Source organism: Bartonella sp. MM73XJBT (assembly GCF_028618465.1).
Classification (GTDB): domain Bacteria; phylum Pseudomonadota; class Alphaproteobacteria; order Rhizobiales; family Rhizobiaceae; genus Bartonella.
Window position 1 is genome coordinate 48,774 of record NZ_JAQISY010000002.1, and the last position, 22,366, is coordinate 71,139.

Here is a 22,366-nt window from a genome sequence, read left to right on the forward strand (position 1 = left end):
GATTATGCCATCTTTTACATCAAGTCTTGAAGAAGTTTTGCATCGCGCATTAACAATTGCTACGCAAGCGCGGCATGAATATGCAACATTAGAGCATCTTCTGCTTGCTCTACTCGATGATGTCGATGCAAATTCAGTCATTCAGGCCTGTCAGGTAGATGTAGAAGAATTGCGAGAGCGCTTAACTAACTATATCCAGTCAGAATTGGATGTACAGATTAAAGCAGATGAAGACACAAAGCCAACAACATTTTTCCAGCGCGTTATTCAGCGTGCCGTGATTCATGCTCAATCAGCTGGAAAAGATGAAGTATCGGGTGCAAATGTTCTTGTTGCAATTTTTTCTGAACGTGAAAGCCATGCGGCTTATTTCCTTCAAGAGATGGGAATGACACGCTATGATGCCGTGCGTTTCATTTCACATGGTATCACACGAGATGAAGGATTATCCATGTTACTTGAAGGGCTTGAGGAGCAATTAGATCAGCAAATTTCAGACAGTGATGAAAAGGTCACAAGTGCACTGGCAAATTATTGTATTGATCTTAATTGTAAGGCACGTAATGGAAAAATTGATTTATTAATTGGTCGTGAGATGGAAATCTCACGCATGATTCAGATTTTATGTAGAAGATCAAAAAACAACCCCCTTTTAGTTGGTGATCCTGGGGTTGGAAAAACTGCTATAATTGAAGGACTGGCAAAACGCATTGTTGATGAACAAGTTCCTGAGGTTTTATTAAATACAACAATATTTTCCCTTGATATGGGAGGGCTTGTTGCTGGTACCCGCTATCGTGGCGATTTTGAAGAACGCTTAAAGAAAGTTATTAAAGAATTTGAGCAATATTCAGATGCTATTTTATTTATTGACGAAATCCATACCTTAGTTGGAGCAGGGTCTACATTAGGCGGAAATATGGATGCGGCAAATCTTTTAAAGCCTGCATTATCTTCTGGAATTATTCGCTGTATTGGTTCAACGACTTACAGAGAATATCGCAAAATTTTTGAGCAGGACCGTGCTTTAGAGCGCCGTTTTCAGAAGATTGATGTTAACGAACCTTCTATTGCGGATGCAATTAAGATTTTGCAAGGTCTAAAGCCTTATTTCGAAGATTTTCATCAGATCAAATATACGGATCAGGCAATGAAGGCCTCGGTAGAATTATCTTCACGTTATATGATTGAGCGCCGACTACCTGATAAAGCAATCGATGTTATTGATGAAAGCGGGGCAGCACAAAAGCTTTTGCCAAAAAAACAACGAAAAAAGAGTATAGGCGTTAAAGAAATTGAAGCGACTGTTGCCACTATGGCACGGATTCCACCAAAAGCACTTTCTCGTGATGATCAGAAGGTACTCAGTAAGCTTGAAAGAGCAATTAAACAAGTTGTTTATGGGCAGGACCCAGCAATTTCCGCATTAGTGTCATCAATTAAATTAGCACGGGCAGGATTACGTGAACCAGATAAACCAATAGGAAATTATTTGTTTTCTGGACCAACGGGGGTAGGAAAAACTGAGGTTGCAAAACAACTTGCATCTTCTTTAGGCGTTGAGCTGTTGCGTTTTGATATGTCAGAATATATGGAACGGCATACTGTAGCACGTTTAATCGGTGCTCCTCCAGGTTATATAGGATTTGATCAAGGAGGACTTCTTACAGATGCTGTTGATCAAAATCCTCATGCCGTTTTATTGCTGGATGAAATTGAAAAAGCGCATCCAGAGTTGTTTAATATTTTATTGCAAGTCATGGATTATGGTAAATTAACAGATCATAATGGCAAAAAAATTGATTTTCGTAATATCATTTTAATTATGACGACCAATGCCGGTGCATCAGATATGGCAAAATCAGTGATCGGATTTGGAAAAGTGCATCGCGATGGGGATGATATTGAAGCAATTAATCGACTTTTTACACCGGAATTTCGTAACCGGCTAGATGCCATTATTCCGTTTGCTCCTTTATCTCAGTTTATTATCAATCAGATTGTGCAAAAATTTATTTTTCAACTTGAAGCACAATTAGCTGAGCGGGGTGTTTGTTTTGAGTTAAGTCCTTCTGCAATGATTTGGCTTGCCAATAAAGGATACGATTCTCAGATGGGCGCACGCCCGTTGAGCCGTGTTATTCAAGAACATATTAAGAAGCCATTGGCTGACGAAATTTTATTTGGAAAGTTGCGCAATGGTGGCATGGTTCGCGTATCGACACAAAAAATAAACGGCGAAAAAGAGAGGTTGCAGTTACAAATTTCCTCTTCTCATCTGTCTGTTGCTGCAAAGAACAATAAAACAACAGATTTTACTAAAAAGCGTCTGAAGAAAAAAAGTTCAACAACTTGAGAATGCTTTAAAGAGCAGAACGAATTTTTTTTGCGTTCTCTTCAAGTATTTCTGTAGGCGTGATAACGTTATTATGAGGGGTAAGCTCTATTCCTTCCATACGTGGTATAACGTGGAAATGGAGATGATAAACAGTTTGTTTACTCGCCGCTTCATTAAATTGCATGACTGTTATACCATCTGCTTGAAAAGCTTTTTTGACAGCATTGGCAATTTTTTGCACGGCTTTAATAACTGGAAACAATGTTTCAGTGTCCGCATCCAGTAAGTTTCTAGAGCCTTTTCGGGGAATAACGAGGGTATGACCTGGTGCTTGTGGCATGATATCCATAAATGCAATGACATCTTCATCTTCATAGACACGAACAGAAGGGATTTCATTGCGAATCAGTTTAGCAAAAATGTTGTTATTGTCATAAGCTTGTTTCATATCAATAGCTCCTTTTACCCGTTTTTATTTGGCACTTTAATTTCAAAACTAAAGAAAGCGAAGGCTGGTAGAGTATTAAAAAAGAAAAATTTTGCATTTAAGTTTGTCTTTTATGGAGATACGTTAACATGAATGAAGATTTAGACTTCTATGATAGCTTCAACTTCTACGGGAACATTCATAGGAAGAGAGGCAACACCTATAGCAGAACGGACATGCTTTCCAGATTCACCAAGAATATTGACAAGTAAATCAGAAGCTCCATTGGCGATAAGAGGAATATCAGTAAAATAAGGATCTACAGCAACAAAAACGGTGATTTTTATCACGCGTTTTATTTTCGTTAAATCACCGAGAGCTGCCTTGATTTGTGCAAGAATGTTGAGTGCACAAACTTCGGCTGCTTTTGTTGCTTGTTCGGCATTAACGGTTGTACCAACTTTACCGATTGCTATTGGTTTTCCATCAACAAGAGGGAGTTGTCCAGAAATAAAAAGTTGGTTACCGCTTTGTGAGGTGGTTACGTAATTGGCAATGGGTTGTGCTGCTTGAGGAAGAGTCATTCCTCGTTCGTTAAGGTAGATTTCAATGGCATTGGTCATAATTTTAACTCCATAGCTTTCTAACGAATATATCCATTGCATAAACTATTTTTTGATTTAAGGAAATGTGTGGTTAATTAAGAAGCGAGCCTTTTTTGCCTTATTGTATGATGTTATGCAACGGGGATAGAATTGGAAGTTGGGAATGATCAGATCGTTATTTATAATAATTTTATATGTTGTTTTTTTATGTACTGCGAGAGCTGAAGAGTCTATTTTTATTGCACCTCACCGAGCGATTTATGATTTTCAGCTTGATAGTGTTTCTCATGAAATGACAATTTCGGGGATGACGGGGCGAATGGTTTACGAGCTAACGGGTTCAGCATGTCAGGGCTATACCACACGTTTTCGTTTTATCAGCCGTACCCATATGGAAGATATGCCAGTGCGTTTAACGGATCAACAAACGACGAGTTATGAAACGGGTGATAGTCGTACATTTCATTTTAATGTTACAGATCAAGTCGGACAAGAGATTGTACATCGCACCGAAGGAGTAGCTGAGCGGATTCAAGATGGCATTATGGTGAAACTAAAAAAGCCAAAGGAAAAAGAATATAAACTTGCAGTTGCTGAGTTTCCAATTATGCAACTAAAGAATATTATACGTAATGCAAAAACAGGACGCCATTTTTATAATGTTACTGTATTTGATGGAACAGATAAAGCAGACAAAGTGATTAAAGAAAGTATTGTTATTGGAGAAAAGACGCTGCCGCACTCTGATGCTGAAACAAAAAAAATGGGAAAATTGGATGAAGAGGAGTCTTGGCCTGTTACAATTTCTTATTTTGATGATATGGAGAAAAAAGATGGTTTGCCAGTCTATCGTACCAGTTTTCTCTTATATGAAAATGGTGTTATGCATGATCTTCGTATCGATTATGGGACTTTTGCGGTGCGTGCTAAGTTGAACAGTCTTGAATTCCTTGAGACTGGAAAGGATTTTAATCAATGTGAAAATTAAAGAGTTGTAGAAAATAGCTTGAAAAAGAATCAAATATTAGTATGTTTACATTATTCCACACGCGGAGTTTGGGTGTTTACTAGAAAGAAGAGTAAGCGTCCGCCGGTAGTAGGGTTCACCTACTTTTTCCGCGGAGGTTAAACCGGAAAGGATAAATTATGGCACTACCAGATTTTACTATGCACCAGCTTTTGGAAGCAGGTGTTCACTTTGGTCACCAGACACATCGCTGGAACCCAAAGATGACTCCCTATATTTACGGTCAGCGTAATAATATTCATATTATTGATCTTGCTCAGACTGTTCCTCTTTTGCATCAAGCACTTAAACTTGTTTCAGATACCGTTGCGCGTGGTGGCCGCATTCTTTTTGTTGGCACTAAAAGACAGGCATCTGAGATTATTGCTGATGCTGCGAATCGTTCGGCACAATATTATGTTAATGCGCGTTGGCTTGGTGGCATGCTCACAAACTGGAAAACGATTTCCCATTCGATACACCGTTTGCGTAAGCTGGATAAAATTCTCGCTTCTGAAGCACAGGGGTTTACCAAAAAAGAACGTTTAAATCTTGAACGAGATCGTGAAAAACTTAATCGTGCACTTGGTGGTATTAAGGATATGGGATCTGTTCCGGATCTTATATTTGTTATCGATACGAATAAAGAGAATATCGCGCTCCAAGAAGCGAAACGTTTAGGCATCCCAGTTATTGCTATTATTGATACCAACTGCGATCCTGATAACGTTACCTATCCGATTCCGGGTAATGATGATGCGTCGCGTGCAATTTCTCTTTATTGCGATCTTTTTGCTCGTGCAGCTCTTGATGGTATTGCACGTCAACAAGGGGCAATGGGTATTGATTTGGGAGCTCAAGCTGATACGCCTGTGGAATCCGTTTTGGAGAATGAGGTTCCAGTTTCCGAGTAGTATTTAAAACGCCCGTTTGAGATGGTTGTTTTCTAAAGAAAAGGTTATAAGCGTGCGTAGAATTTTCTTTTAGCGCGCTTTCATCATTACAGAATAAAGAGGAAGACATGAGCATTACTGCTGCACAAGTGAAAGAACTTCGGGAATTATCAGGCGCTGGTATGATGGACTGTAAGACAGCATTGGCAGAGACCAATGGTGATATGGAAGCTGCTGTTGATTGGCTTCGTAAAAAGGGGATAGCCAAAGCAGATAAAAAAGCTGGTCGTACGGCTGCTGAGGGATTAATTGGAATTGCATCAAAAGATTCAAGTGCAGTTTTGGTTGAAATTAATTCTGAAACAGATTTTGTAGCGCGTAACGATGTCTTCCAAGACATAGTGCGCAATGTAGCAACCGCTGCTTTAGGTGTCCAGGGTGGTGTTGATTCTGTTTCTGCGTCTCTTTACCCTGGTTCTGATAAGAATGTGGAGACTACAATTAAAGATGCGATTGGTACCATTGGCGAGAATATGACATTTCGGCGCTCTGCTAAACTCTCTGTTGAGAATGGTGTTGTTGCTACTTATATACATAATAGTGTCGCTGATGGTCTTGGTAAGCTTGGTGTTTTGGTTGCTATTGAGACTACAGGGAATAAGGAGGCTGCTGCAGCTTTTGGTCGGCAAGTTGCAATGCATATTGCTGCAACTAATCCATTGGCGCTAACAGCTGAAGATGTTGATGCTAGCGCTATTGAGCGTGAAAAAGCGATTTTTTCAGATCAAGCGCGTCAATCTGGAAAACCTGAAAATATCATTGAGAAAATGGTGGAAGGACGTATGCGTAAGTTTTTTGAAGAGGTTGTTTTACTTTATCAGGCTTTTGTTATGAATCCTGATATGACTGTTGAAGCCGCTTTAAAGGATGCTGAAAAATCAATTGGTGCGCCAGCAAAAATAACAGGCTTTGTTCGTTTTGCACTAGGAGAGGGGGTAGAAAAAGAGGAGACTGATTTTGCTGCAGAAGTTGCAGCAGCTGCAAAGGGTTAGCTCTTTAAAATGCGTATTAGAGGTTTTAAATTATAGTATCGATTATAAACACTGATATAAAAATATGATTATGGAGAGGGCGTCACGGAATAATGTGGTGCCCTTAATATGTCGAAAGCAAAATAAATGTGCTTTTGGGGAGATTATCAATGATATTAACACCAAAATATAAGCGTATCCTTTTAAAGGTTTCTGGTGAAGCCCTTATGGGGGGGCAGAGCTTTGGAATTGATGTTTCCGTTGCAGATCGTATTGCCTCTGATATTGCTGAAGTGCGGGCGATGGAGGTAGAAGTTGCTATTGTTATAGGTGGGGGAAACATTTTCCGTGGAGTTGCTGTTGCTTCACATGGGGGGGATCGTGTGACGGGTGATCACATGGGAATGCTTGCAACTGCTATTAATTCTTTAGCATTGCGAACATCATTGACAAAATTAGGGATTGAAACGGTTGTGTTGTCTGCAATTGCCATGCCGCAAATTTGTGAAAGTTTTTCACAACGTAAAGCGATAGGTTATATGAATCAAGGGAAGGTTGTTATTTTTGCTGGTGGTACGGGTAATCCATTTTTTACCACTGATTCTGCTGCGACTTTACGCGCTGCAGAAATTGGTGCAGATGTTCTTTTAAAAGGGACACAAGTAGATGGTATTTATTCTGCAGATCCCAAAATAGATCCTACAGCTAAGCGTTTTGATCAATTGACACATGTTGAAATTCTACAATGGGGGTTATCTGTTATGGATACAACGGCCGTTACTTTAGCACGCGAGAATAATGTACCAATTATTGTGTATTCTATTCATGAAAAAGGTGGTTTAGCTAAGGTATTAAATGGAACGGGACGGTTTACAATAGTATCAGAATAAGAGTAAGCTTCAAAGCATAATTGAAGGAGACAGAGATATGAATGTTGCATCGATTATGGACGATCTGAAACGCCGCATGGATGGCGCTATTTCCGCTTTTAAACATGAATTAGGTGGTTTGCGGACTGGACGCGCCTCTACCAGTTTATTAGAGCCGTTAACAGTTGAAGCTTATGGTTCTGTTGTACATATAAATCAAGTTGCAAATATTTCTGTTCCAGAACCGCGGATGCTTTCCGTCTCTGTGTGGGATAAAACGATGGTAGGAGCTGTGGAACGTGCTATTCGTGATTCTGGACTTGGTTTAAATCCCATCACTGACGGTACGAATTTACGTATTCCTTTACCTGAATTAAATGAAGAGCGTCGTAAAGAACTTGTAAAAATTGCACATCAATATGCAGAACAAGCTCGTGTTGCTACCCGTCATGTGCGCCGAGATGGTATGGATAATTTAAAAAAACTAGAAAAAGAAGGTGAAATTGGTCAAGATGAAGCCCATGGCTTGTCTGATAAAGTTCAGAAACTTACAGATGAGACGATTGCTGATATTGATAAAATTTTATCTGTGAAAGAAACTGAAATTATGCACGTTTAAGGCGACTTAAAAAAAACTATCTCTTTACTGTCGTGTAATATCTTTTGATAGGTAAGAAAAGAGAAGCTTGTATGTCGTTGATAGCAGCACAGGGAAGCGCAATTATATACTGTAAAGATAAGATTGCTTTGAAGTGGTAGATATTTAAAATTCTTTATTTGTGCGTTGCATGAAGTTTTCTGCTGATACACTTATCTTGAATAAGACAATGTAATAAAGATTTTTATTACATTGTCTGATGAAAGTGTTTTCATGATTGGGGTGGCAGATCTTCTATAGAAGCCTTTGGAAAAGAGGTAGCACAAAGGGTAATGCGTTGATTATTGCTTTTTATTATGAGAGATACGATAGTATTGGCGCAATCGTTGTTTTAAGCGATTTGTTTTTAGATGACGTGTAATTTGTTAGAAAAATGCTTTTATGCAAAAAAATAGCAGACCTCTACTAAAATTGACATACATAGCAGCGGATTCTTATTCTAAAGGTTGATTGTCATTTTTGAAAATATATTTTAAAGATTGATCTTGAGACTTACTTTTTTGCCTATTTTCACTGATTATTGCTCTTAAAGTGCCATCTTGGTATATTGGGTCGTTTATGATAAATTGTAGAAAAAATGCAAAGGTATGAATATAGACATGCTGTGTAGTAAAGTTTCTTGCATATGCCAATTTTTAAATTTGTCTTTTTTATTATTTGGATGTTGTTTTGTCTAATCTTATTTATCGTATTCTGACTGCTTTTGTTTTTGGTATTATTGCTTTATCTTTAACGTGGTTTGGAGGAACTTTATTTTTTTTGTTTGTATGGGTTATCGGTAGTTTTATTCTTTATGAATGGATTAGTATCACTAGAGAGAAATGGCGGGGCTCACAAAAAATATTAGCAAGTATTTTTTATTTGGTTTTTGGCTTTTTTTTACTTTCGGGTGTATCAGCTTTATTCATTTTTTGTCTTTTGATAGTTTTGGCAACAGTGTTAGCTATTGGGCCCATAGAAAAGAGTGGTTGGGTTTTTTTTGGTTTTTTATATGCATCTTTTCCAGTTGTGGCTTTATCCTTTTTACGAGGATATGAAACGTTAGGTTTTCAGGTTGTTATCTTTTTGTTTACGATAGTATGGGGAACAGATATTGCCGGTTATTTTAGCGGACGTACAGTTGGTGGACCTAAATTAGCCCCCAAATTTTCTCCTAATAAGACATGGGCAGGAGCAATTGGTGGTACGTTTATTGGATTTTCTGGCGGTATATTGGTTGCTTTTCGTTTTTTCGAGGTAAATTTAACGAGTTTTTTTATACCGTTCCTTGTACTTATTTTATCCATTTTTTCGCAATTGAGTGATTTAGGGCAATCATGGTTCAAAAGACACTTTTCTGTTAAAGATTCCAGTTCATTATTACCTGGTCACGGTGGATTTATGGACCGTATGGATGGCTTGGTAGGGGCTGCGGTTCTTCTTTACTTAATTGGTTCGTTTATGTCTGGTATGGATACACCCTTTAATCTCTTTGGTATGATTTAATGAGGAGGAGATATTTTGGAACTTTTAAATCATATATTCACCGTAGGTGACTTGCTTTTAAGAAGTTTGAGTATTTTTTTTATTGTTATGATGATTATTTTTGTGCACGAAATGGGGCATTATCTTATTGGTCGGTGGTGCGGTATTAAGGCGTCTGCTTTTTCGCTTGGGTTTGGTCCCCCAATATTAGGCTATACAGACAAGCGTGGTACACGGTGGCGTTTAGCGCTTATACCCTTAGGAGGTTACGTGAAATTTGTTGGGGATGGGGATGATGTGTCATCATTCCAGTCCTCTCCGACTGTTGAGGGTTCATTGGCTAATGCGCATGCTTGGAAGAGAGCTCTCACGATTTTTGCTGGTCCCTTATTCAATTTTCTTTTCGCCATTGTGATTTTAACATTTTTTTTCTTTATTCATGGTCGTGTTACCATTGAGCCTGTTGTTGGGTCTTTGGTAAAAGATTCTCCTGCTTTTCAGGCAGATTTAAGATTAGGTGATCGTTTTATTGAAATGGATGGTCGCAAAGTTGAAAGTTTTGAAGATTTGATGAACTATGTGACTTTGTATGGTAAAAATCCTATAGAATTTAAAATAGAGCGCATGGGGCGTGTGTTTACGACGGTAATTACACCCGAAGTAATCGAACAAAATGACAGATTTGGTAATAGGACTCAAGGTAACATAATAGGTATAGGGGCTCCCATTGATCCTGATAATCCTACGCGTTTAGATCCAGCTTATATAAAACATATTCGTTATGGTTTTGTAAAAGCTGTAAGAAAATCGATAGAACGTACCACATTTATTGTTACCCAAACAATTTTTTTTATAAGTCGTTTAATAGGGGGAAAAGAAGATCACTGTGGAATAAGTGGGCCTTCAAGGATTGCTAAAATTGCTTGGAAATTAAGTGAAACAGGTTTTGTCTCTTTGTTGAATTTTATGGCTTTTCTTTCAATAAGTATTGGACTTATTAACCTTTTTCCAATTCCGCCACTTGATGGTGGGCACTTGGTATTTCACGTATTTGAGGTCATTACGGGAAGATCGGTATCTACTAAAATTCAAGAGATTATTTTTCGGTTAGGTTTTTTTGTTCTCCTCCTCTTTATGACCTTTGCGATCTTTAATGATTATTTTTGTTGGTTTAATTAATTAAATTATGGAAAACATTTCATAAATTGGGTAATAATAGAGAGAATAAATTGAAGGTCGTTTACCATGTCCGCAAAATATTGTGGCATCGTTTGCTATAATCAGTAATTAAGGGATAATAAAGTCTCGCTGTGAAAAAGAATTATTATGGCGGTTCGCTTTTTGAGGCATCATGTCCAGGGAATAAGAGTAAGGTAAAAAAGCCAATGAGTACGAATTCGAAGTTTTTAAATGCAGCATCTGTATTGGTATTAGGTATGAGAGTGATCGCTCCTGCAGTAGCCTTTATGTCAATTGCGATGATTGGAGAAGTACAGGCATCTGTGGTCCGTTCTGTTGAGGTTCGCGGGAATAAATTTGTAAGCGCGCAGGCCGTTCGAGACAATATAGGCATTAAAGCTGGGCAGAGTTTTTCTAGTGGCGATGTTGATGCTGCGGTGAAGCGTCTTTTTGGACTAGGCTTATTTTATGATGTGAAAATAAATCAGGTTAGCGATAAACTGATGGTTTTTGTTAAGGAATATGAAATAGTTAATCAGGTGTTATTTCAGGGAAATAAATCTCTTAAAGATGCTGATCTTAAACGATTTATTTCTTTAAAGCCGAATGAACCTTTCAGTTCTGCTAAGCTTTCAGCAGATGTTAATACGATTCGTGAAGCTTATAAAACTGTTGGTCGTAATAATGTCGCTGTTACAGTTCAGACCATTAACTTGGGGAAAGGACGTGTAAATGTGGTGTTTAATGTTGTTGAAGGACGAAAAACAAAGATTGGAGACATTGTTTTTAAAGGGAATCATGCTTTTGCAAGTCGCCGTTTGCGTGATGTGATTTCAACAAAGTCTTCGGGAATGTTCTCAATGCTCTTGGGGGGGGATGTTTATAGTGAAGAACGTTTAGCTGCTGATGAAGAAGCGCTTCGTCGCTTTTATTATAATCGTGGCTATGCTGATTTTCGTGTTATTTCTTCTCAAGCAACTTTTGATCAAGCAAGTAATACATATAAAATTTATTTTGTTCTTGATGAGGGTGTTCGCTATAAAATTAGTGATATTCAGATTGAAAGCGATATTGATGGGATTGATGTTCAAAAGGTAAAGGGGCTTCTTAAAACTCGGTCGGGTGATATTTACAGCGCAGAAGATATTGAACAGTCTGTTGCAATTATCAATAATAAAGCTGCTGATTCGGGATATGCTTTTGCTAAAGTTGAGCCACGGGGCAATCGTAATTTGGCAAATCATACAATTTCGATCTCATATAACATCGAACAGGGACAACGCGCTTATATTCAACGTATTGAAATACGTGGTAATGACAAGACACGCGACTATGTCATTCGTCGTGAGATTGATTTAAATGAGGGGGATGCCTACAATCAAACCTTAGTGCAGCGGGCAAAACGTCGTTTAGAAAATTTAGGTTTTTTTAAAGCCGTTAATATTTCAATGGTTCCTACAGATCAGTCTGATCAGGTTACCTTAGTGATAGATGTTGTTGAGGCTCCAACAGGAGATCTTTCTTTGTCTGGTGGATACACAACGGGTGGTACAAGTCCTGGTATGTCTCTTGAAGTGTCTGTTACCGAACGCAATCTTGGAGGACGAGGTCAGTATGTTCGTTTAGGATTAGGGGCTGGGCAAGAAAAATCCCGTAATTACAATTTGTCGTTTGTTGATCCTTATTTCTTGGGATATCGTTTGTCTGCAGGTGTTGATATTTTCCGTAGTACTTATCGTGCTGATAAGGCATATGATGTACGCCAAACCGGTGGATCACTTCGATTCTCCGTCCCCATTAATGATCAATTATCTGCTAATTTGGCTTATTCTTATGTTCAGGAAGAATATGATTTTGGTAAAGAGTATGACTTAAATAAAGAGTCAGACATAAGAGAATTATATGGAAAGTATTCTGGTGCGATTGTTCAAGCAGCAAAACAAAGCCCTTGGAAGCGCTCATCAATTAGTTATGGTTTTACCTATAATACTATTGACGATATGAAAAATCCTCATGATGGATGGTACGCGCGTGTTACTCAAGAGTATGCGGGACTTGGCGGGCGTGCAAAATTCTTAAAGACAACTGGTAAAGCAATGATGTATAAAACATTGTCTGAACAGATGGATCTTGTCGGTTTATTTTCCTTTGGTGGGGGCTATATCCACGAAATAGGCAAAGATGGTGTTCGTATCTTTGATATGTTTAAAATAAATTCTGATATGATTCGAGGCTTCAAATACAATGGAATAGGTCCGCGTCAGGTTTCCAATAAGGGTGAGGTTTATTTCTTAGGCGGGACGACATATATGAATGCGACTGCTGAAGTACAGTTCCCTATACCTGTTTTTCCTGAAGGGTTAGGATTGCGCGGCGCTTTATTTGCAGATGTTGCAACACTCTATGGAAATAATTATCGACCTGTTTTTGAAGGTGAGCCCCCCGTTACACATACGAAAAGTGCTTGGCGTTCATCTGCTGGTGTGAGTTTAATGTGGGATTCACCGTTTGGTCCTTTGCGTTTTGATTATGCTTGGCCGATAAAGAAACAGGAAGGTGATCGTTTGCAGAAATTAAATTTTGGTATTTCTACAAAATTCTGATTTGAATTTTCTTTAGAGGCAAAATTGGAGAAAATGGATTAGGCTGGGAGAGAAAGTGTTTTGATGGCGGATACATTTTTTTTTACGCCGTCCCGGCGATTGACGGTTGCTAATGTTGCGGAGTTGACAGGGGCAAAACTTCTTAATCCAGAGTTTTCTAATACAGTGATCAATACTCTTTCTTCACTTGAGAGTGCGGTGGAGGGGTCTCTTGTGTTCGTAGAGAATCGAAAGTTTTCTGATGCTCTGATAGGGAGTTCTGCTGTAGCCGTTTTTTGTACGAATGAAGTTGTTTTTAAAGTTCCTGAAACTATGGCCATTTTGGTTACCTCTACACCACAGCGTGATTTTGCTCAGATTGGGCGTATTTTATTTCCGGATTCTGTCAAGCCAATGCCGTGGTTTGGACTGAAAGAAATTTCTCCGTATGCGCATATTCACCCAACTGCTAAATTTGCGCATGATGTATGTATTGAAGCGGGAGCTGTTATCGGTCGAAATGTGGAGATTGGTGCTGGAACTCTTATTTCATCTACAGCTGTTATAGGTGAAAATTGTCGTATTGGGCGTGACTGTTATATCGGTCCAAAGGTAACAATTCAGTATTCTTTAATAGGTGATAGAGTTCAGCTTTATCCTGGTGTTTGTATTGGGCAAGATGGTTTTGGTTATGTTGGGAGTGTTTCTGGAATTGAAAAAGTTCCACAACTGGGTCGTGTGATTATCGAAGATGGTGTAGAAATCGGTGCAAACACAACGATTGATCGTGGGACATTTGAAGATACCATTATTGGTGAAGGAAGCAAAATTGATAATCTTGTCCAGATTGCACACAATGTAAAGATTGGTCGCTATTGCCTTATTGCTGCGCAATGCGGGATTGCTGGAAGTACATCAATAGGTGATATGTCTCAACTTGGCGGAAGTGTTGGAGTGGCAGATCATATTGCAATCGGTAAATGTGTTCAAATTGCTGCTGGTAGTGGTGTTATGAATGACATTCCTGATGGAGAAAAATGGGGAGGTAGTCCAGCGCGGCCATTTAAGCAGTGGTTTAGAGAAGTAGCGGCATTGCGTAATATTGGCAAAGTGAGAAAGGAGAAACGCTAATATGATCAACAGCGGAGAGATGAGAAATTTGGAGGCTGTAGATATTGAAAAATTGCTCTCAATATTACCGCATCGTTATCCGTTTTTATTGATTGATCGTATTGTTGATATTGATGGTGAACAACAGGCTATTGGTATTAAAAATATAACGATTAACGAGCCACATTTTACAGGACATTTTCCTGCAAAGCCTGTTATGCCTGGAGTATTGATTTTAGAGGCTATGGCGCAAACAGCAGGAGCTATTTCACTTTTACAATTAGGGAATGCGCAAGCGAATTTGGTTTATCTTATGACTGTTGATAATGCGAAATTTCGTAAGCCTGTTGTGCCTGGTGATCAGCTCAAGATTTATGTTCAACTTTTAAAAAAGAGAGCTGGTATGAGGCGTTTTTCGTGTGTTGCAAAAGTAGAAGATATTCGCGTCGCTGAAGCGGAAATTGCTGCGATGATTATAGAAGAAGAGTAAACGAGATTAATAGGAATTTAATAATGTCCGGTACGAAAATTCATCCAACGGCTCTTGTGGAAAAGGGAGCGCAGCTTGGTGAGAATGTACAAGTTGGGCCGTTTTGTCATATTAGTTCAGAGGCTGTTATTGGTGATGGATGCAGTTTGATGAGTCATGTTGTGATAATGGGCGACACAACATTAGGTGCTAATAGTAAAGTATTTTCACATGCAGTCTTAGGAGCAGAGCCGCAAAATAGTAAACATAAGGGAGGTCATACAACCCTTTCTATTGGTAAAAATTGTATGATTCGTGAAGGCGTAACAATGCATAGGGGCTCGGATTCGAGTGTGGGGATGACTATTGTGGGTGATTATTGTCAGTTTTTTTGTTATGCGCATATTGCTCATGATTGTCATGTGGGAAATCATGTAACATTTGCCAATAATGTGATGATCGCTGGTCATGTTACTGTTGGCGATTATGTTATTATTGGTGGTGGTGCTGCTGTTCACCAATTTGTTCGTGTTGGGCATCATGCATTTATTGGCGGTGTATCTGCATTGGTGGGTGATCTCATTCCCTATGGAACAGCTGTTGGTGTGCAGGCAAAATTAGCAGGGTTAAATATCATTGGTATGAAACGCGCAGGCTTTGAACGTAAAGATATTCACGCATTACGCCATGCTGTTGCTATGCTTTTTGATCATAGCAAGCCGTTTAAAGAGCGTGTTAGCGATGTTTCTACTTTCTATTCTACTTCTCAATCTGTTGTTGATGTCGTTAATTTTATTAAAGAAGAAGGAAAACGTTTTTATTGTACACCCAAATTTGAAGGTGATATAATAAAAGAAAATAAGGATTAAAAATGCCTGTCTCTTGTGCCAGAAGTTTTCTTTCCGGGCGCACCGCTATTATAGCAGGAAATGGTGTTTTACCTATCACTGTTGCCGAAGCACTTGAAAAATACGGACAAAGTCCTTTTCTTGTCCTGTTGCGGAATGAGGCGAACTCTGTGCTTTGTCGCTATGAGCATTGCGAGTTGTCCATTGTGGAGTTAGCAAAACTCATTAAAATCTTAAAAGCAGCTGAAATTTGTAATATTGTGTTGGCAGGTGGTGTGAAAAGGCGACCACTTCTTACAGAATTGCGACTCGATTGGACAACACTTTTAGCTCTTCCTAAGTTAATCGGTGCTTTGAGAGGTGGGGATGATGCATTATTAAAAGCTTTTATACGCGTTGTGGAAGCGCATGGTTTTCGTGTTATTGGTGCTCATGAAATTGTACCAGATCTTTTAGCACCAGCAGAATTTGATTTAACATTACGGCGGGCTACGAAAAAGGAAAAAAAAGATATTTTCTTAGCAGTAAAAGCCGCAAAGCTGTTAGGTCAATTAGATATTGGGCAAGCTGCAGTAGCTGTCAATGGAAGGGTGATTGCGCTAGAGGGAGCAGAGGGAACCGATAATATGCTGCGGCGGGTTTATGAAATGCGAAAAAGAGAGCAAATTCCACCTAAAGGTGGTGTTCTTGTTAAATGTGCAAAACCACAACAAGATCATCGTGTTGATTTACCATCAATTGGGCCAGCAACAATAATGAATATTGCAAAAAGTGGATTGTCTGGCATTGCGGTGGAAGCCAATAAAAGTCTTATATTATCAGTAAAAACAACAATAGAAAAAGCAAACAAATATTCCTTGTTTATAGAAACATTTGAAAGGTTTAATCATGAATAATTGTTTCTTAAAAATTGCTGTTATTGCAGGTGAGGAATCTGGAGATTTCCTTGGAGCAGATTTGATTTCTTGTTTAGCACAACAAACAGGAAGCAACATTCATTTGATTGGTGTTGGTGGAAGGAACTTAAAGGCGTTAGGCCTTAAAAGTTTTTTTGATTCTCAAGATATTTCTTTAATCGGTTTGAGGGAAGTATTAAAAAAACTACCACTATTGTTGCGGCATATTCGCAATTTATCTCAATTTATCGCACGAGAGAAACCAGATTGTTTAATTATTATTGACAGTCCGGATTTTACCCATCGTGTTGCAAAAAAGGTGCGTGCTTTAGCGCCTTCTCTTCCTATTATTAAATATGTTGCACCGACTGTTTGGGCATGGCGCCCAGAACGTGCTAAGGCTATGCGCAAATTTGTTGATCATATTTTAGCGGTTTTTCCTTTTGAAGAAAAGGTTATGCATGACTTGGAAGGTCCTCCTACAACTTATGTTGGTCATTCTCTTTTGACACATCCGCCACTTTTGGCTGTTCAAGAAGAAAAAAAACGTCAAGCCGAAAAAAAACACTTGCGTGGTGAAAAAACATCATCATTCACGTTGATTCTTTTGCCAGGATCACGCAATTTAGAAATTCGTTCTTTAATGCCGATTTTTCGAGAAGCCGTAGAAATTCTTACTCAACGTATTCCTCATTTACGTATTATTCTACCAACTTTACCACATTTGCAGGATGCGATTCGTGATTTTGTACAGAGTTGGAAAAACACAGTAGACGTTGTTGTTGGTGAAGATGAAAAATGGCATGCTTTTGCACAAGCAGATGTTGCACTTGCGGCACATGGAACAGTTTCACTGGAATTGGCATTAGCAAAAATTCCCATGCTTCATTGCTATAAACTTGATTTTTTTTCTAAATTATTTCTTTTGCCCAAAATAACGATATGGACTGCTGCTCTTCCGAATATTATTGCTGATAAGCCTATTATGCCGGAATATTTTAACGAATTTCTACACCCAGGCATGTTAGCAAGGCAGATAGAACAGCTTTTGTATAATCCTTTATTACGACAAGCACAACTTGATGCTTTTGAGATAGTGGAACAGAAAATGAAAACTGAAGTCCCATCGGGAGTTATTGGTGCCCAAACAATTATTCGTCTTCTCGAAAAACAAAATACTTAGGATTGTGCAGGTAAAACAATATTGATGGTTAATGTTTAATTTTAGCAAGAAACGCACGAGCACGTTGGCTTTGAGGACTGGTAAAAAATTCGTCAGAAGTTGTATCTTCAATAATTTTTCCATTTTCCAGAAAGAGAATTCTTTCTGAGACTTCACGCGCAAAACCCATTTCGTGTGTTACGCAAAGCATTGTTATACCTGTATCTGCTAACTTGACCATAACTTCTAAAACTTCTCCGACACTTTCTGGATCAAGAGCTGAGGTTGGTTCATCAAAAAGCATGACTTCAGGTTCCATACAAAGTGCACGAGCAATCGCAACACGCTGTTGTTGCCCACCAGAGAGTTGTAAAGGATATTTATAACAATGTTTTTCAATGCCAACATTCGTCAGATAATGCATTGCGCGTTCTTGTGCTTGCTGTTTAGAAAGCCCTTGAACCGTCATAGGTGCTAAAATACAGTTTTGCATAACGCTCATATGAGGAAATAAATTAAAGTTCTGAAAGACCATTCCTATTTTACGGAGAACATTTTTTTGCTGGTATAAGGGTGCAGCATGAATATCAATATTATGGATGCAAATTGAACCTTCTTGAGCTTTTTCTAACTGATTAATACACCGGATCAAAGTTGATTTCCCTGATCCAGAAGGGCCACACAGCACAATGCGCTCACCGGTTTTAACATCAAAATTAATATTATAGAGTACTTGAAAATATCCGTACCATTTATTTAAATTCCGAATAGAAATCACGGGTGTAGCTGTATGGATAGATTTATCATTTTCCAAATTCATCTTGTTGTATTCTTTCATTGATAAATAAATTTATTGATTTAACATTTTGATTTGGTAAGTTTTTTCTGATCAGTTTATTTACCGTAAATATCGGGTGAGACGATATTCGATAAAAACAACAAAACGGTGAATGAGCTCAACAATAAGAAGATACATAAGAGCTGCCCAAACGTAAACTTGAAAATCGAATGTACGTGAATACGTCATTTTGGCAATTCCCATTAAATCATAAATAGTGATGAGTGAGGCAATAGCACTGGATTTTATCATTAAAATTAATTCATTGCCTAGGGGACGTAATGCTACGACCATTGCTTGCGGTAGAATAATTCTGAAAAATGTTACAAAACGACTTAATCCTAATGCTTTGGATGCTTCACGTTGCCCAGTTGTTACAGAGAGAAAACTTCCTTTAAAGATTTCAGATTGATAGGCAGCAGAATTGAGAGCAAAAATAAAAAGACAACAATACCATGCGTTTTGAAAAAACCACCATAGGCCAATCTGTTTCCAGAAGTTGTTCATTGAACCAAGCCCGTAGTAGAAAAGAAAAAGTTGAGCGAGTAAAGGAGAACCACGAAAAAAGTAGACATAAGCCTGTGCAACATATTTAAACAACTTATTCTTTGACAAACGTGCAAATGCGATAAGCATACCAAGAACAAAACCAATAGAACAGGCTATAGAAACAAGCTCAATAGTAACAATAAAGCCCTCAATAAATTTTGGGCCATAACGGTTTAAAAGAGCAGGATTAAAAAGGAAATAAAGCCACTCAGGAATCATCATTCTAGTACCTTTCTATATCCTGCTTGAGTATATTTTTCCAAATAATGAAGGATGGTAGAAAAAAACGCTGAAAATAACAAATAGAGCAAGCATGCAACAAGATAAAACAGCATAGGTTTATCGGTAGCTGCAACCGCTAAATTCGTTTGTCGCATAAGGTCAACAAGTGAAATGGTTGACACGAGGGATGTATCTTTAAGTAAAGTGAGCCAATTATTAGAAAGTCCTGGTAAAGCATTTTGAATAAGCTGAGGAAAAACAATACGAAAAAACGTTGTTGAGCGTGAAAGTCCTAAAGTTTTAGCCGCCTCATATTGACCTTTATCAAATATATTGAATGCTCCAAGCCAAACGTCACAAGAAAAGGCTGCAAGAACCATACTAAGTGCTAAAACACCAGCAACAAAGGCATTGATGCTGAACATTATTTCAATATTAAAATAATCAAGAACAATTTGAATAATATTTTGTAAGCCATAGTAAACTAAAAAGAGAGTTAACAGCTCTGGTAATCCACGGAACACCGATGAAAAGAGGATAGCTATAGTTTTCGCTATCTTAATATCAGAGCGAATCATCACGGCAGCTAGAAGACCTAAAGGAAGTCCTAAAAGCCCGCAGCACAAAGCCAATGATAATGTTATTCCTGCACTAGAAAGTATAACCATACCCCATCCACCATTGCTAAATGATAGCAATGCTAAATTTTCAATCATTCTTGTGTTCCTTATAAAGAATTAGATAATATTTTTAGTAATAAACAGTTTGACGAATTTTAGTTCGGATTGATATTTAATAAACATCAGATGTAAAATATTTTTTTATAATTTTATCATAAGTTCCGTCCGAACGGATATCCTTTAACGCCTTATTAAACTGACTTTTAAGACCATTATTATTTTGACGTATGGCAATTGCAATAGGAAATTTTGTGTCTTCCAGAGTTCCCAATAGTTTGCAGCAATCTTTTCCTTCATTTTTGAGCCAGTTTAATGCTTGTAGTTTATCTACGATAATCCCTTCAACACGACGGTTTAAAAGATCACGATTAACTTCTATTGTTGTAGGATAGAGTTTAATATTTATTCCTTCAGAGGCATAATGATCTTCTGCATAGGCAGCTTGTGTTGTATTTGATTGTACGCCAAGATTTTTTCCCTTAAAAGCCTCTGCTGATATTTCTTTAATTTCCGAATCTTTTGTAACAATTAGAGCGAGTTCTGTGTTATAATAAGGGGCTGTGAAATCAATCCTTTGTAAGCGCTCTTCTGTGAGAGCAAGAGAAGCAATAATAGCATCGTATTTCTTTGCAAGAAGACCAGGGATCATTCCCTCAAAGTCTTGCGTAACGATGGTACATTCAATATTCATCTTTTCACAAAGTGCATAAGATATATCAACGTCAAAACCTTGGAGTTTGTTGTTTGAGTCCATGTAGCTAAATGGAGGGTAGGAACCTTCACTTGCAATTTTTAGTGTTTGAGTATGAGCCGATTGGGTGAACAGTGTTGCAGTTATTATAAGAGCGACTGCTAATAATTTCATTATGTTCTCCTATTGGATAAGCGGGGAAGTATAAGATAGTCATGTATTCTATAATCTGCAAACTTTTCTAGGAGCAATGCAAAAATTTATTGTTATTCGTTTTTCTATCATGATGATGAAGAGCATTATCAAAAAATAATATTTATTTTATCAAGTATGGGGCTGCTCAATACAGAAAAGAAATAATTATTTCATTGATCATATTTCCTGGTTATTCTATTTATAATGAGTTTTTTTCGTCATTTTTTTGAAAGAGTACAGGATTTGGCTTTGAAAAAGATTATTGAATTTAAGCATGAAAAATTTAATTCTCAGAAAGATAAAATATCGCTCTCATTATTAATATTGTGAGATACCTTAGATATCGAGAAATATATAAAGATAGCTCTTTTAATTAATGCGAATATTCATCTCCTTTTAAAATGACAAAAATTCTAACTTTTCAATCATTATCTTGCGTCATTTATAAAGAGTTATGATAATATTTTTTAAGAAATAGACCGTCTATTAAATTTCCGTTTGTATTGATATTTAGTAAATATCGAATGCAAAATATTTTTTCATAATTTTTTCATAAGTTCCGTCTAAACGGATCGCTTTTATCGCTTCATTGAATTTACTTTTCAAATCATGATTGTTTTGACGTATTGCAATGGCAATAGGAAATTTTGTTTCTTCCAAAGTTCCTAGCAGTTGGCAGCAGTCTTCTCCTTCATTGTTAAGCCAGTTTAGAGCGTGTATTTTATCAACGATAATTCCTTCAACACGACGACTTAAAAGATCACGATTAACTTCTATTGTTGTAGGATAGAGTTTAATGTTTGCTCCTTCAGAGGCATAATGATCTTCTGCATAGGCCGCCTGTGTTGAATTTGATTGTGCACCCAGATTTTTTCCCTTAAAAGCTTCTGCCGAGATTTCTTTAATGTCTGAATCTTTTCTAACAATGATAGCGAGTACCGTGTTATAGTAAGGGGCTGTGAAGTCAATTTTTTGTAAGCGCTCTTGTGTTGGAGCAAGAGAAGAAATAATAGCATCATATTTTTTTGCAAGAAGACCAGGGATCATTCCCTCAAAGTCTTGCGTAACGATAGTACATTCAACATTCATTTTTTTACAAAGTGCATAAGATATATCAATATCAAACCCTTTGAGTTCGTTATTTGAGTCAATGTAACTAAATGGGGGATAGGAAGCATCACTCGCAATTTTTAGCGTTTGAGCATGAGCAAATTGGGGAAACAGTGTCGCACTTATTATAAGAACGACTGCTAATAATTTCATTATGTTCTCCTATTGGATAAGCGGGGGAGTATAAGATCGTCATGTGTTTTATAATCTGTAAGCTTGTCTGGAGCAATGCAAAAATTTATTATTAGTTTATTTTGCTATTATTACAATGGATGTTCATCAAATAAAGATACTCAATAGAGAGAAAAATAAATATCTCATTGATTATATTGTATAAATTATTTATTGTGAGATGATTTCTCATCATTTTTTCCTAGAATATAAGATTTAGCTTTTAAGAAAGACGAAAAATATCATTCTCGTCATGGTATTGTGAGGTGCTTAGATATTAGAAGAAGTTTTTTTCTCATAAATACGATCTTTTTCTTATAAAAAAATGGTTGAAAACAGGGGGTGAGTAAGAGGAATACTTGATGGGAAGAAC

General features: G+C 37.6%; 21 protein-coding genes. 14 read left to right on the forward strand and 7 right to left on the reverse strand.

Annotated features, from left to right (window positions below; all coding sequences use genetic code 11):
• The first annotated feature begins 4 nt into the window (after positions 1 to 4).
• Positions 5 to 2,356: an ATP-dependent Clp protease ATP-binding subunit ClpA gene (gene clpA / locus PVV69_RS00965; protein WP_273756106.1), complete on the forward strand. Its 2,352-nt coding sequence runs from the start codon at positions 5 to 7 to the stop codon at positions 2,354 to 2,356.
• A 7-nt stretch (positions 2,357 to 2,363) separates the two neighbouring features.
• Here the strand turns inward: clpA and PVV69_RS00970 are convergent, their stop codons facing one another.
• Both PVV69_RS00970 and PVV69_RS00975 read right to left on the reverse strand, forming a co-directional pair.
• Positions 2,364 to 2,786 (reverse strand): HIT family protein, encoded by a 423-nt coding sequence (locus PVV69_RS00970; RefSeq protein WP_273756107.1) that lies wholly within the window; start codon positions 2,784 to 2,786, stop codon positions 2,364 to 2,366.
• A 140-nt stretch (positions 2,787 to 2,926) separates the two neighbouring features.
• A complete protein-coding gene (locus PVV69_RS00975; RefSeq protein WP_273756108.1) occupies positions 2,927 to 3,388 on the reverse strand; it encodes a RidA family protein in 462 nt (153 codons plus the stop codon).
• Positions 3,389 to 3,533: 145 nt separating this feature from the next.
• Here PVV69_RS00975 and PVV69_RS00980 point away from each other — a divergent pair, with 145 nt between their 5' ends.
• The 13 genes from PVV69_RS00980 to lpxB all read left to right on the forward strand — a co-directional run bounded on the left by PVV69_RS00980 (position 3,534) and on the right by lpxB (position 17,558).
• Positions 3,534 to 4,358, forward strand: coding sequence for a cell envelope integrity EipB family protein (locus PVV69_RS00980; RefSeq protein ID WP_273720327.1), 825 nt, complete (start codon positions 3,534 to 3,536; stop codon positions 4,356 to 4,358).
• A gap of 158 nt (positions 4,359 to 4,516) precedes the next feature.
• Positions 4,517 to 5,290, forward strand: a complete 774-nt coding sequence (gene rpsB, locus PVV69_RS00985) for a 30S ribosomal protein S2 (RefSeq protein WP_273756109.1) — start codon at positions 4,517 to 4,519, stop codon at positions 5,288 to 5,290.
• A 107-nt stretch (positions 5,291 to 5,397) separates the two neighbouring features.
• Positions 5,398 to 6,321: a translation elongation factor Ts gene (gene tsf / locus PVV69_RS00990; protein ID WP_273756110.1), complete on the forward strand. Its 924-nt coding sequence runs from the start codon at positions 5,398 to 5,400 to the stop codon at positions 6,319 to 6,321.
• A 149-nt stretch (positions 6,322 to 6,470) separates the two neighbouring features.
• On the forward strand, positions 6,471 to 7,190 hold the full coding sequence (gene pyrH / locus PVV69_RS00995) for a UMP kinase (RefSeq protein WP_273756111.1): 720 nt from the start codon (positions 6,471 to 6,473) through the stop codon (positions 7,188 to 7,190).
• A gap of 37 nt (positions 7,191 to 7,227) precedes the next feature.
• Positions 7,228 to 7,788 (forward strand): ribosome recycling factor, encoded by a 561-nt coding sequence (gene frr, locus PVV69_RS01000; RefSeq protein WP_273756112.1) that lies wholly within the window; start codon positions 7,228 to 7,230, stop codon positions 7,786 to 7,788.
• A 708-nt stretch (positions 7,789 to 8,496) separates the two neighbouring features.
• Positions 8,497 to 9,312: a phosphatidate cytidylyltransferase gene (locus PVV69_RS01005; RefSeq protein WP_273756113.1), complete on the forward strand. Its 816-nt coding sequence runs from the start codon at positions 8,497 to 8,499 to the stop codon at positions 9,310 to 9,312.
• Between the two features lie 15 nt (positions 9,313 to 9,327).
• On the forward strand, positions 9,328 to 10,470 hold the full coding sequence (rseP, locus tag PVV69_RS01010) for an RIP metalloprotease RseP (protein ID WP_273756114.1): 1,143 nt from the start codon (positions 9,328 to 9,330) through the stop codon (positions 10,468 to 10,470).
• Between the two features lie 206 nt (positions 10,471 to 10,676).
• A complete protein-coding gene (bamA, locus tag PVV69_RS01015) occupies positions 10,677 to 13,073 on the forward strand; it encodes an outer membrane protein assembly factor BamA (protein ID WP_273756178.1) in 2,397 nt (798 codons plus the stop codon).
• Between the two features lie 63 nt (positions 13,074 to 13,136).
• On the forward strand, positions 13,137 to 14,183 hold the full coding sequence (lpxD, locus tag PVV69_RS01020) for a UDP-3-O-(3-hydroxymyristoyl)glucosamine N-acyltransferase (RefSeq protein WP_273756115.1): 1,047 nt from the start codon (positions 13,137 to 13,139) through the stop codon (positions 14,181 to 14,183).
• Position 14,184: 1 nt separating this feature from the next.
• Entirely contained in the window at positions 14,185 to 14,652 is a 468-nt protein-coding gene (gene fabZ / locus PVV69_RS01025) for a 3-hydroxyacyl-ACP dehydratase FabZ (protein ID WP_273756116.1), read from the forward strand.
• A 23-nt stretch (positions 14,653 to 14,675) separates the two neighbouring features.
• Positions 14,676 to 15,500 (forward strand): acyl-ACP--UDP-N-acetylglucosamine O-acyltransferase, encoded by an 825-nt coding sequence (lpxA, locus tag PVV69_RS01030; protein ID WP_273756117.1) that lies wholly within the window; start codon positions 14,676 to 14,678, stop codon positions 15,498 to 15,500.
• 2 nt (positions 15,501 to 15,502) lie between these two features.
• Positions 15,503 to 16,375 carry an LpxI family protein gene (locus tag PVV69_RS01035; RefSeq protein WP_273756118.1) on the forward strand — a complete coding sequence of 291 codons (873 nt, stop codon included), beginning with the start codon at positions 15,503 to 15,505 and terminating at the stop codon, positions 16,373 to 16,375.
• The gene (lpxB, locus tag PVV69_RS01040) at positions 16,368 to 17,558 is read left to right on the forward strand and encodes a lipid-A-disaccharide synthase (protein WP_342753425.1); all 1,191 of its coding nucleotides are present in this window, start codon (positions 16,368 to 16,370) and stop codon (positions 17,556 to 17,558) included. Before PVV69_RS01035 ends, lpxB begins: the two co-directional genes overlap by 8 nt.
• Before the next feature lie 28 nt (positions 17,559 to 17,586).
• Here lpxB and PVV69_RS01045 read toward each other — a convergent pair whose 3' ends face one another.
• From PVV69_RS01045 to PVV69_RS01065, 5 genes are all read right to left on the reverse strand, one after another.
• The gene (locus tag PVV69_RS01045; RefSeq protein ID WP_273756119.1) at positions 17,587 to 18,357 is read right to left on the reverse strand and encodes an amino acid ABC transporter ATP-binding protein; all 771 of its coding nucleotides are present in this window, start codon (positions 18,355 to 18,357) and stop codon (positions 17,587 to 17,589) included.
• 78 nt (positions 18,358 to 18,435) lie between these two features.
• Entirely contained in the window at positions 18,436 to 19,143 is a 708-nt protein-coding gene (locus PVV69_RS01050; RefSeq protein WP_273756179.1) for an ABC transporter permease, read from the reverse strand.
• Positions 19,143 to 19,862 (reverse strand): ABC transporter permease, encoded by a 720-nt coding sequence (locus tag PVV69_RS01055; RefSeq protein ID WP_273756120.1) that lies wholly within the window; start codon positions 19,860 to 19,862, stop codon positions 19,143 to 19,145. The genes PVV69_RS01050 and PVV69_RS01055 overlap by 1 nt, the downstream gene beginning before the upstream one ends.
• 76 nt (positions 19,863 to 19,938) lie before the next feature.
• Entirely contained in the window at positions 19,939 to 20,691 is a 753-nt protein-coding gene (locus PVV69_RS01060; protein WP_273756121.1) for a transporter substrate-binding domain-containing protein, read from the reverse strand.
• A gap of 531 nt (positions 20,692 to 21,222) precedes the next feature.
• Positions 21,223 to 21,975, reverse strand: a complete 753-nt coding sequence (locus PVV69_RS01065; RefSeq protein ID WP_273756122.1) for a transporter substrate-binding domain-containing protein — start codon at positions 21,973 to 21,975, stop codon at positions 21,223 to 21,225.
• Positions 21,976 to 22,366: the final 391 nt, after the last annotated feature.

Excerpts from the sequence above, each read along its gene's own strand:
- PVV69_RS01055 (WP_273756120.1), bottom strand. The coding sequence starts at position 19,862 with ATGATTGAAAATTTAGCATTGCTATCATTTAGCAATGGTGGATGGGGT.
- bamA (WP_273756178.1), top strand. The coding sequence starts at position 10,677 with ATGAGTACGAATTCGAAGTTTTTAAATGCAGCATCTGTATTGGTATTA.
- PVV69_RS01065 (WP_273756122.1), bottom strand. The coding sequence starts at position 21,975 with ATGAAATTATTAGCAGTCGTTCTTATAATAAGTGCGACACTGTTTCCC.
- PVV69_RS01035 (WP_273756118.1), top strand. The coding sequence starts at position 15,503 with ATGCCTGTCTCTTGTGCCAGAAGTTTTCTTTCCGGGCGCACCGCTATT.
- PVV69_RS01060 (WP_273756121.1), bottom strand. The coding sequence starts at position 20,691 with ATGAAATTATTAGCAGTCGCTCTTATAATAACTGCAACACTGTTCACC.
- PVV69_RS00970 (WP_273756107.1), bottom strand. The coding sequence starts at position 2,786 with ATGAAACAAGCTTATGACAATAACAACATTTTTGCTAAACTGATTCGC.
- lpxA (WP_273756117.1), top strand. The coding sequence starts at position 14,676 with ATGTCCGGTACGAAAATTCATCCAACGGCTCTTGTGGAAAAGGGAGCG.
- tsf (WP_273756110.1), top strand. The coding sequence starts at position 5,398 with ATGAGCATTACTGCTGCACAAGTGAAAGAACTTCGGGAATTATCAGGC.
- lpxB (WP_342753425.1), top strand. The coding sequence starts at position 16,368 with ATGAATAATTGTTTCTTAAAAATTGCTGTTATTGCAGGTGAGGAATCT.
- PVV69_RS01045 (WP_273756119.1), bottom strand. The coding sequence starts at position 18,357 with ATGAATTTGGAAAATGATAAATCTATCCATACAGCTACACCCGTGATT.
- PVV69_RS00975 (WP_273756108.1), bottom strand. The coding sequence starts at position 3,388 with ATGACCAATGCCATTGAAATCTACCTTAACGAACGAGGAATGACTCTT.
- PVV69_RS00980 (WP_273720327.1), top strand. The coding sequence starts at position 3,534 with ATGATCAGATCGTTATTTATAATAATTTTATATGTTGTTTTTTTATGT.
- frr (WP_273756112.1), top strand. The coding sequence starts at position 7,228 with ATGAATGTTGCATCGATTATGGACGATCTGAAACGCCGCATGGATGGC.
- rpsB (WP_273756109.1), top strand. The coding sequence starts at position 4,517 with ATGGCACTACCAGATTTTACTATGCACCAGCTTTTGGAAGCAGGTGTT.
- lpxD (WP_273756115.1), top strand. The coding sequence starts at position 13,137 with ATGGCGGATACATTTTTTTTTACGCCGTCCCGGCGATTGACGGTTGCT.
- clpA (WP_273756106.1), top strand. The coding sequence starts at position 5 with ATGCCATCTTTTACATCAAGTCTTGAAGAAGTTTTGCATCGCGCATTA.
- pyrH (WP_273756111.1), top strand. The coding sequence starts at position 6,471 with ATGATATTAACACCAAAATATAAGCGTATCCTTTTAAAGGTTTCTGGT.
- PVV69_RS01050 (WP_273756179.1), bottom strand. The coding sequence starts at position 19,143 with ATGATTCCTGAGTGGCTTTATTTCCTTTTTAATCCTGCTCTTTTAAAC.
- fabZ (WP_273756116.1), top strand. The coding sequence starts at position 14,185 with ATGATCAACAGCGGAGAGATGAGAAATTTGGAGGCTGTAGATATTGAA.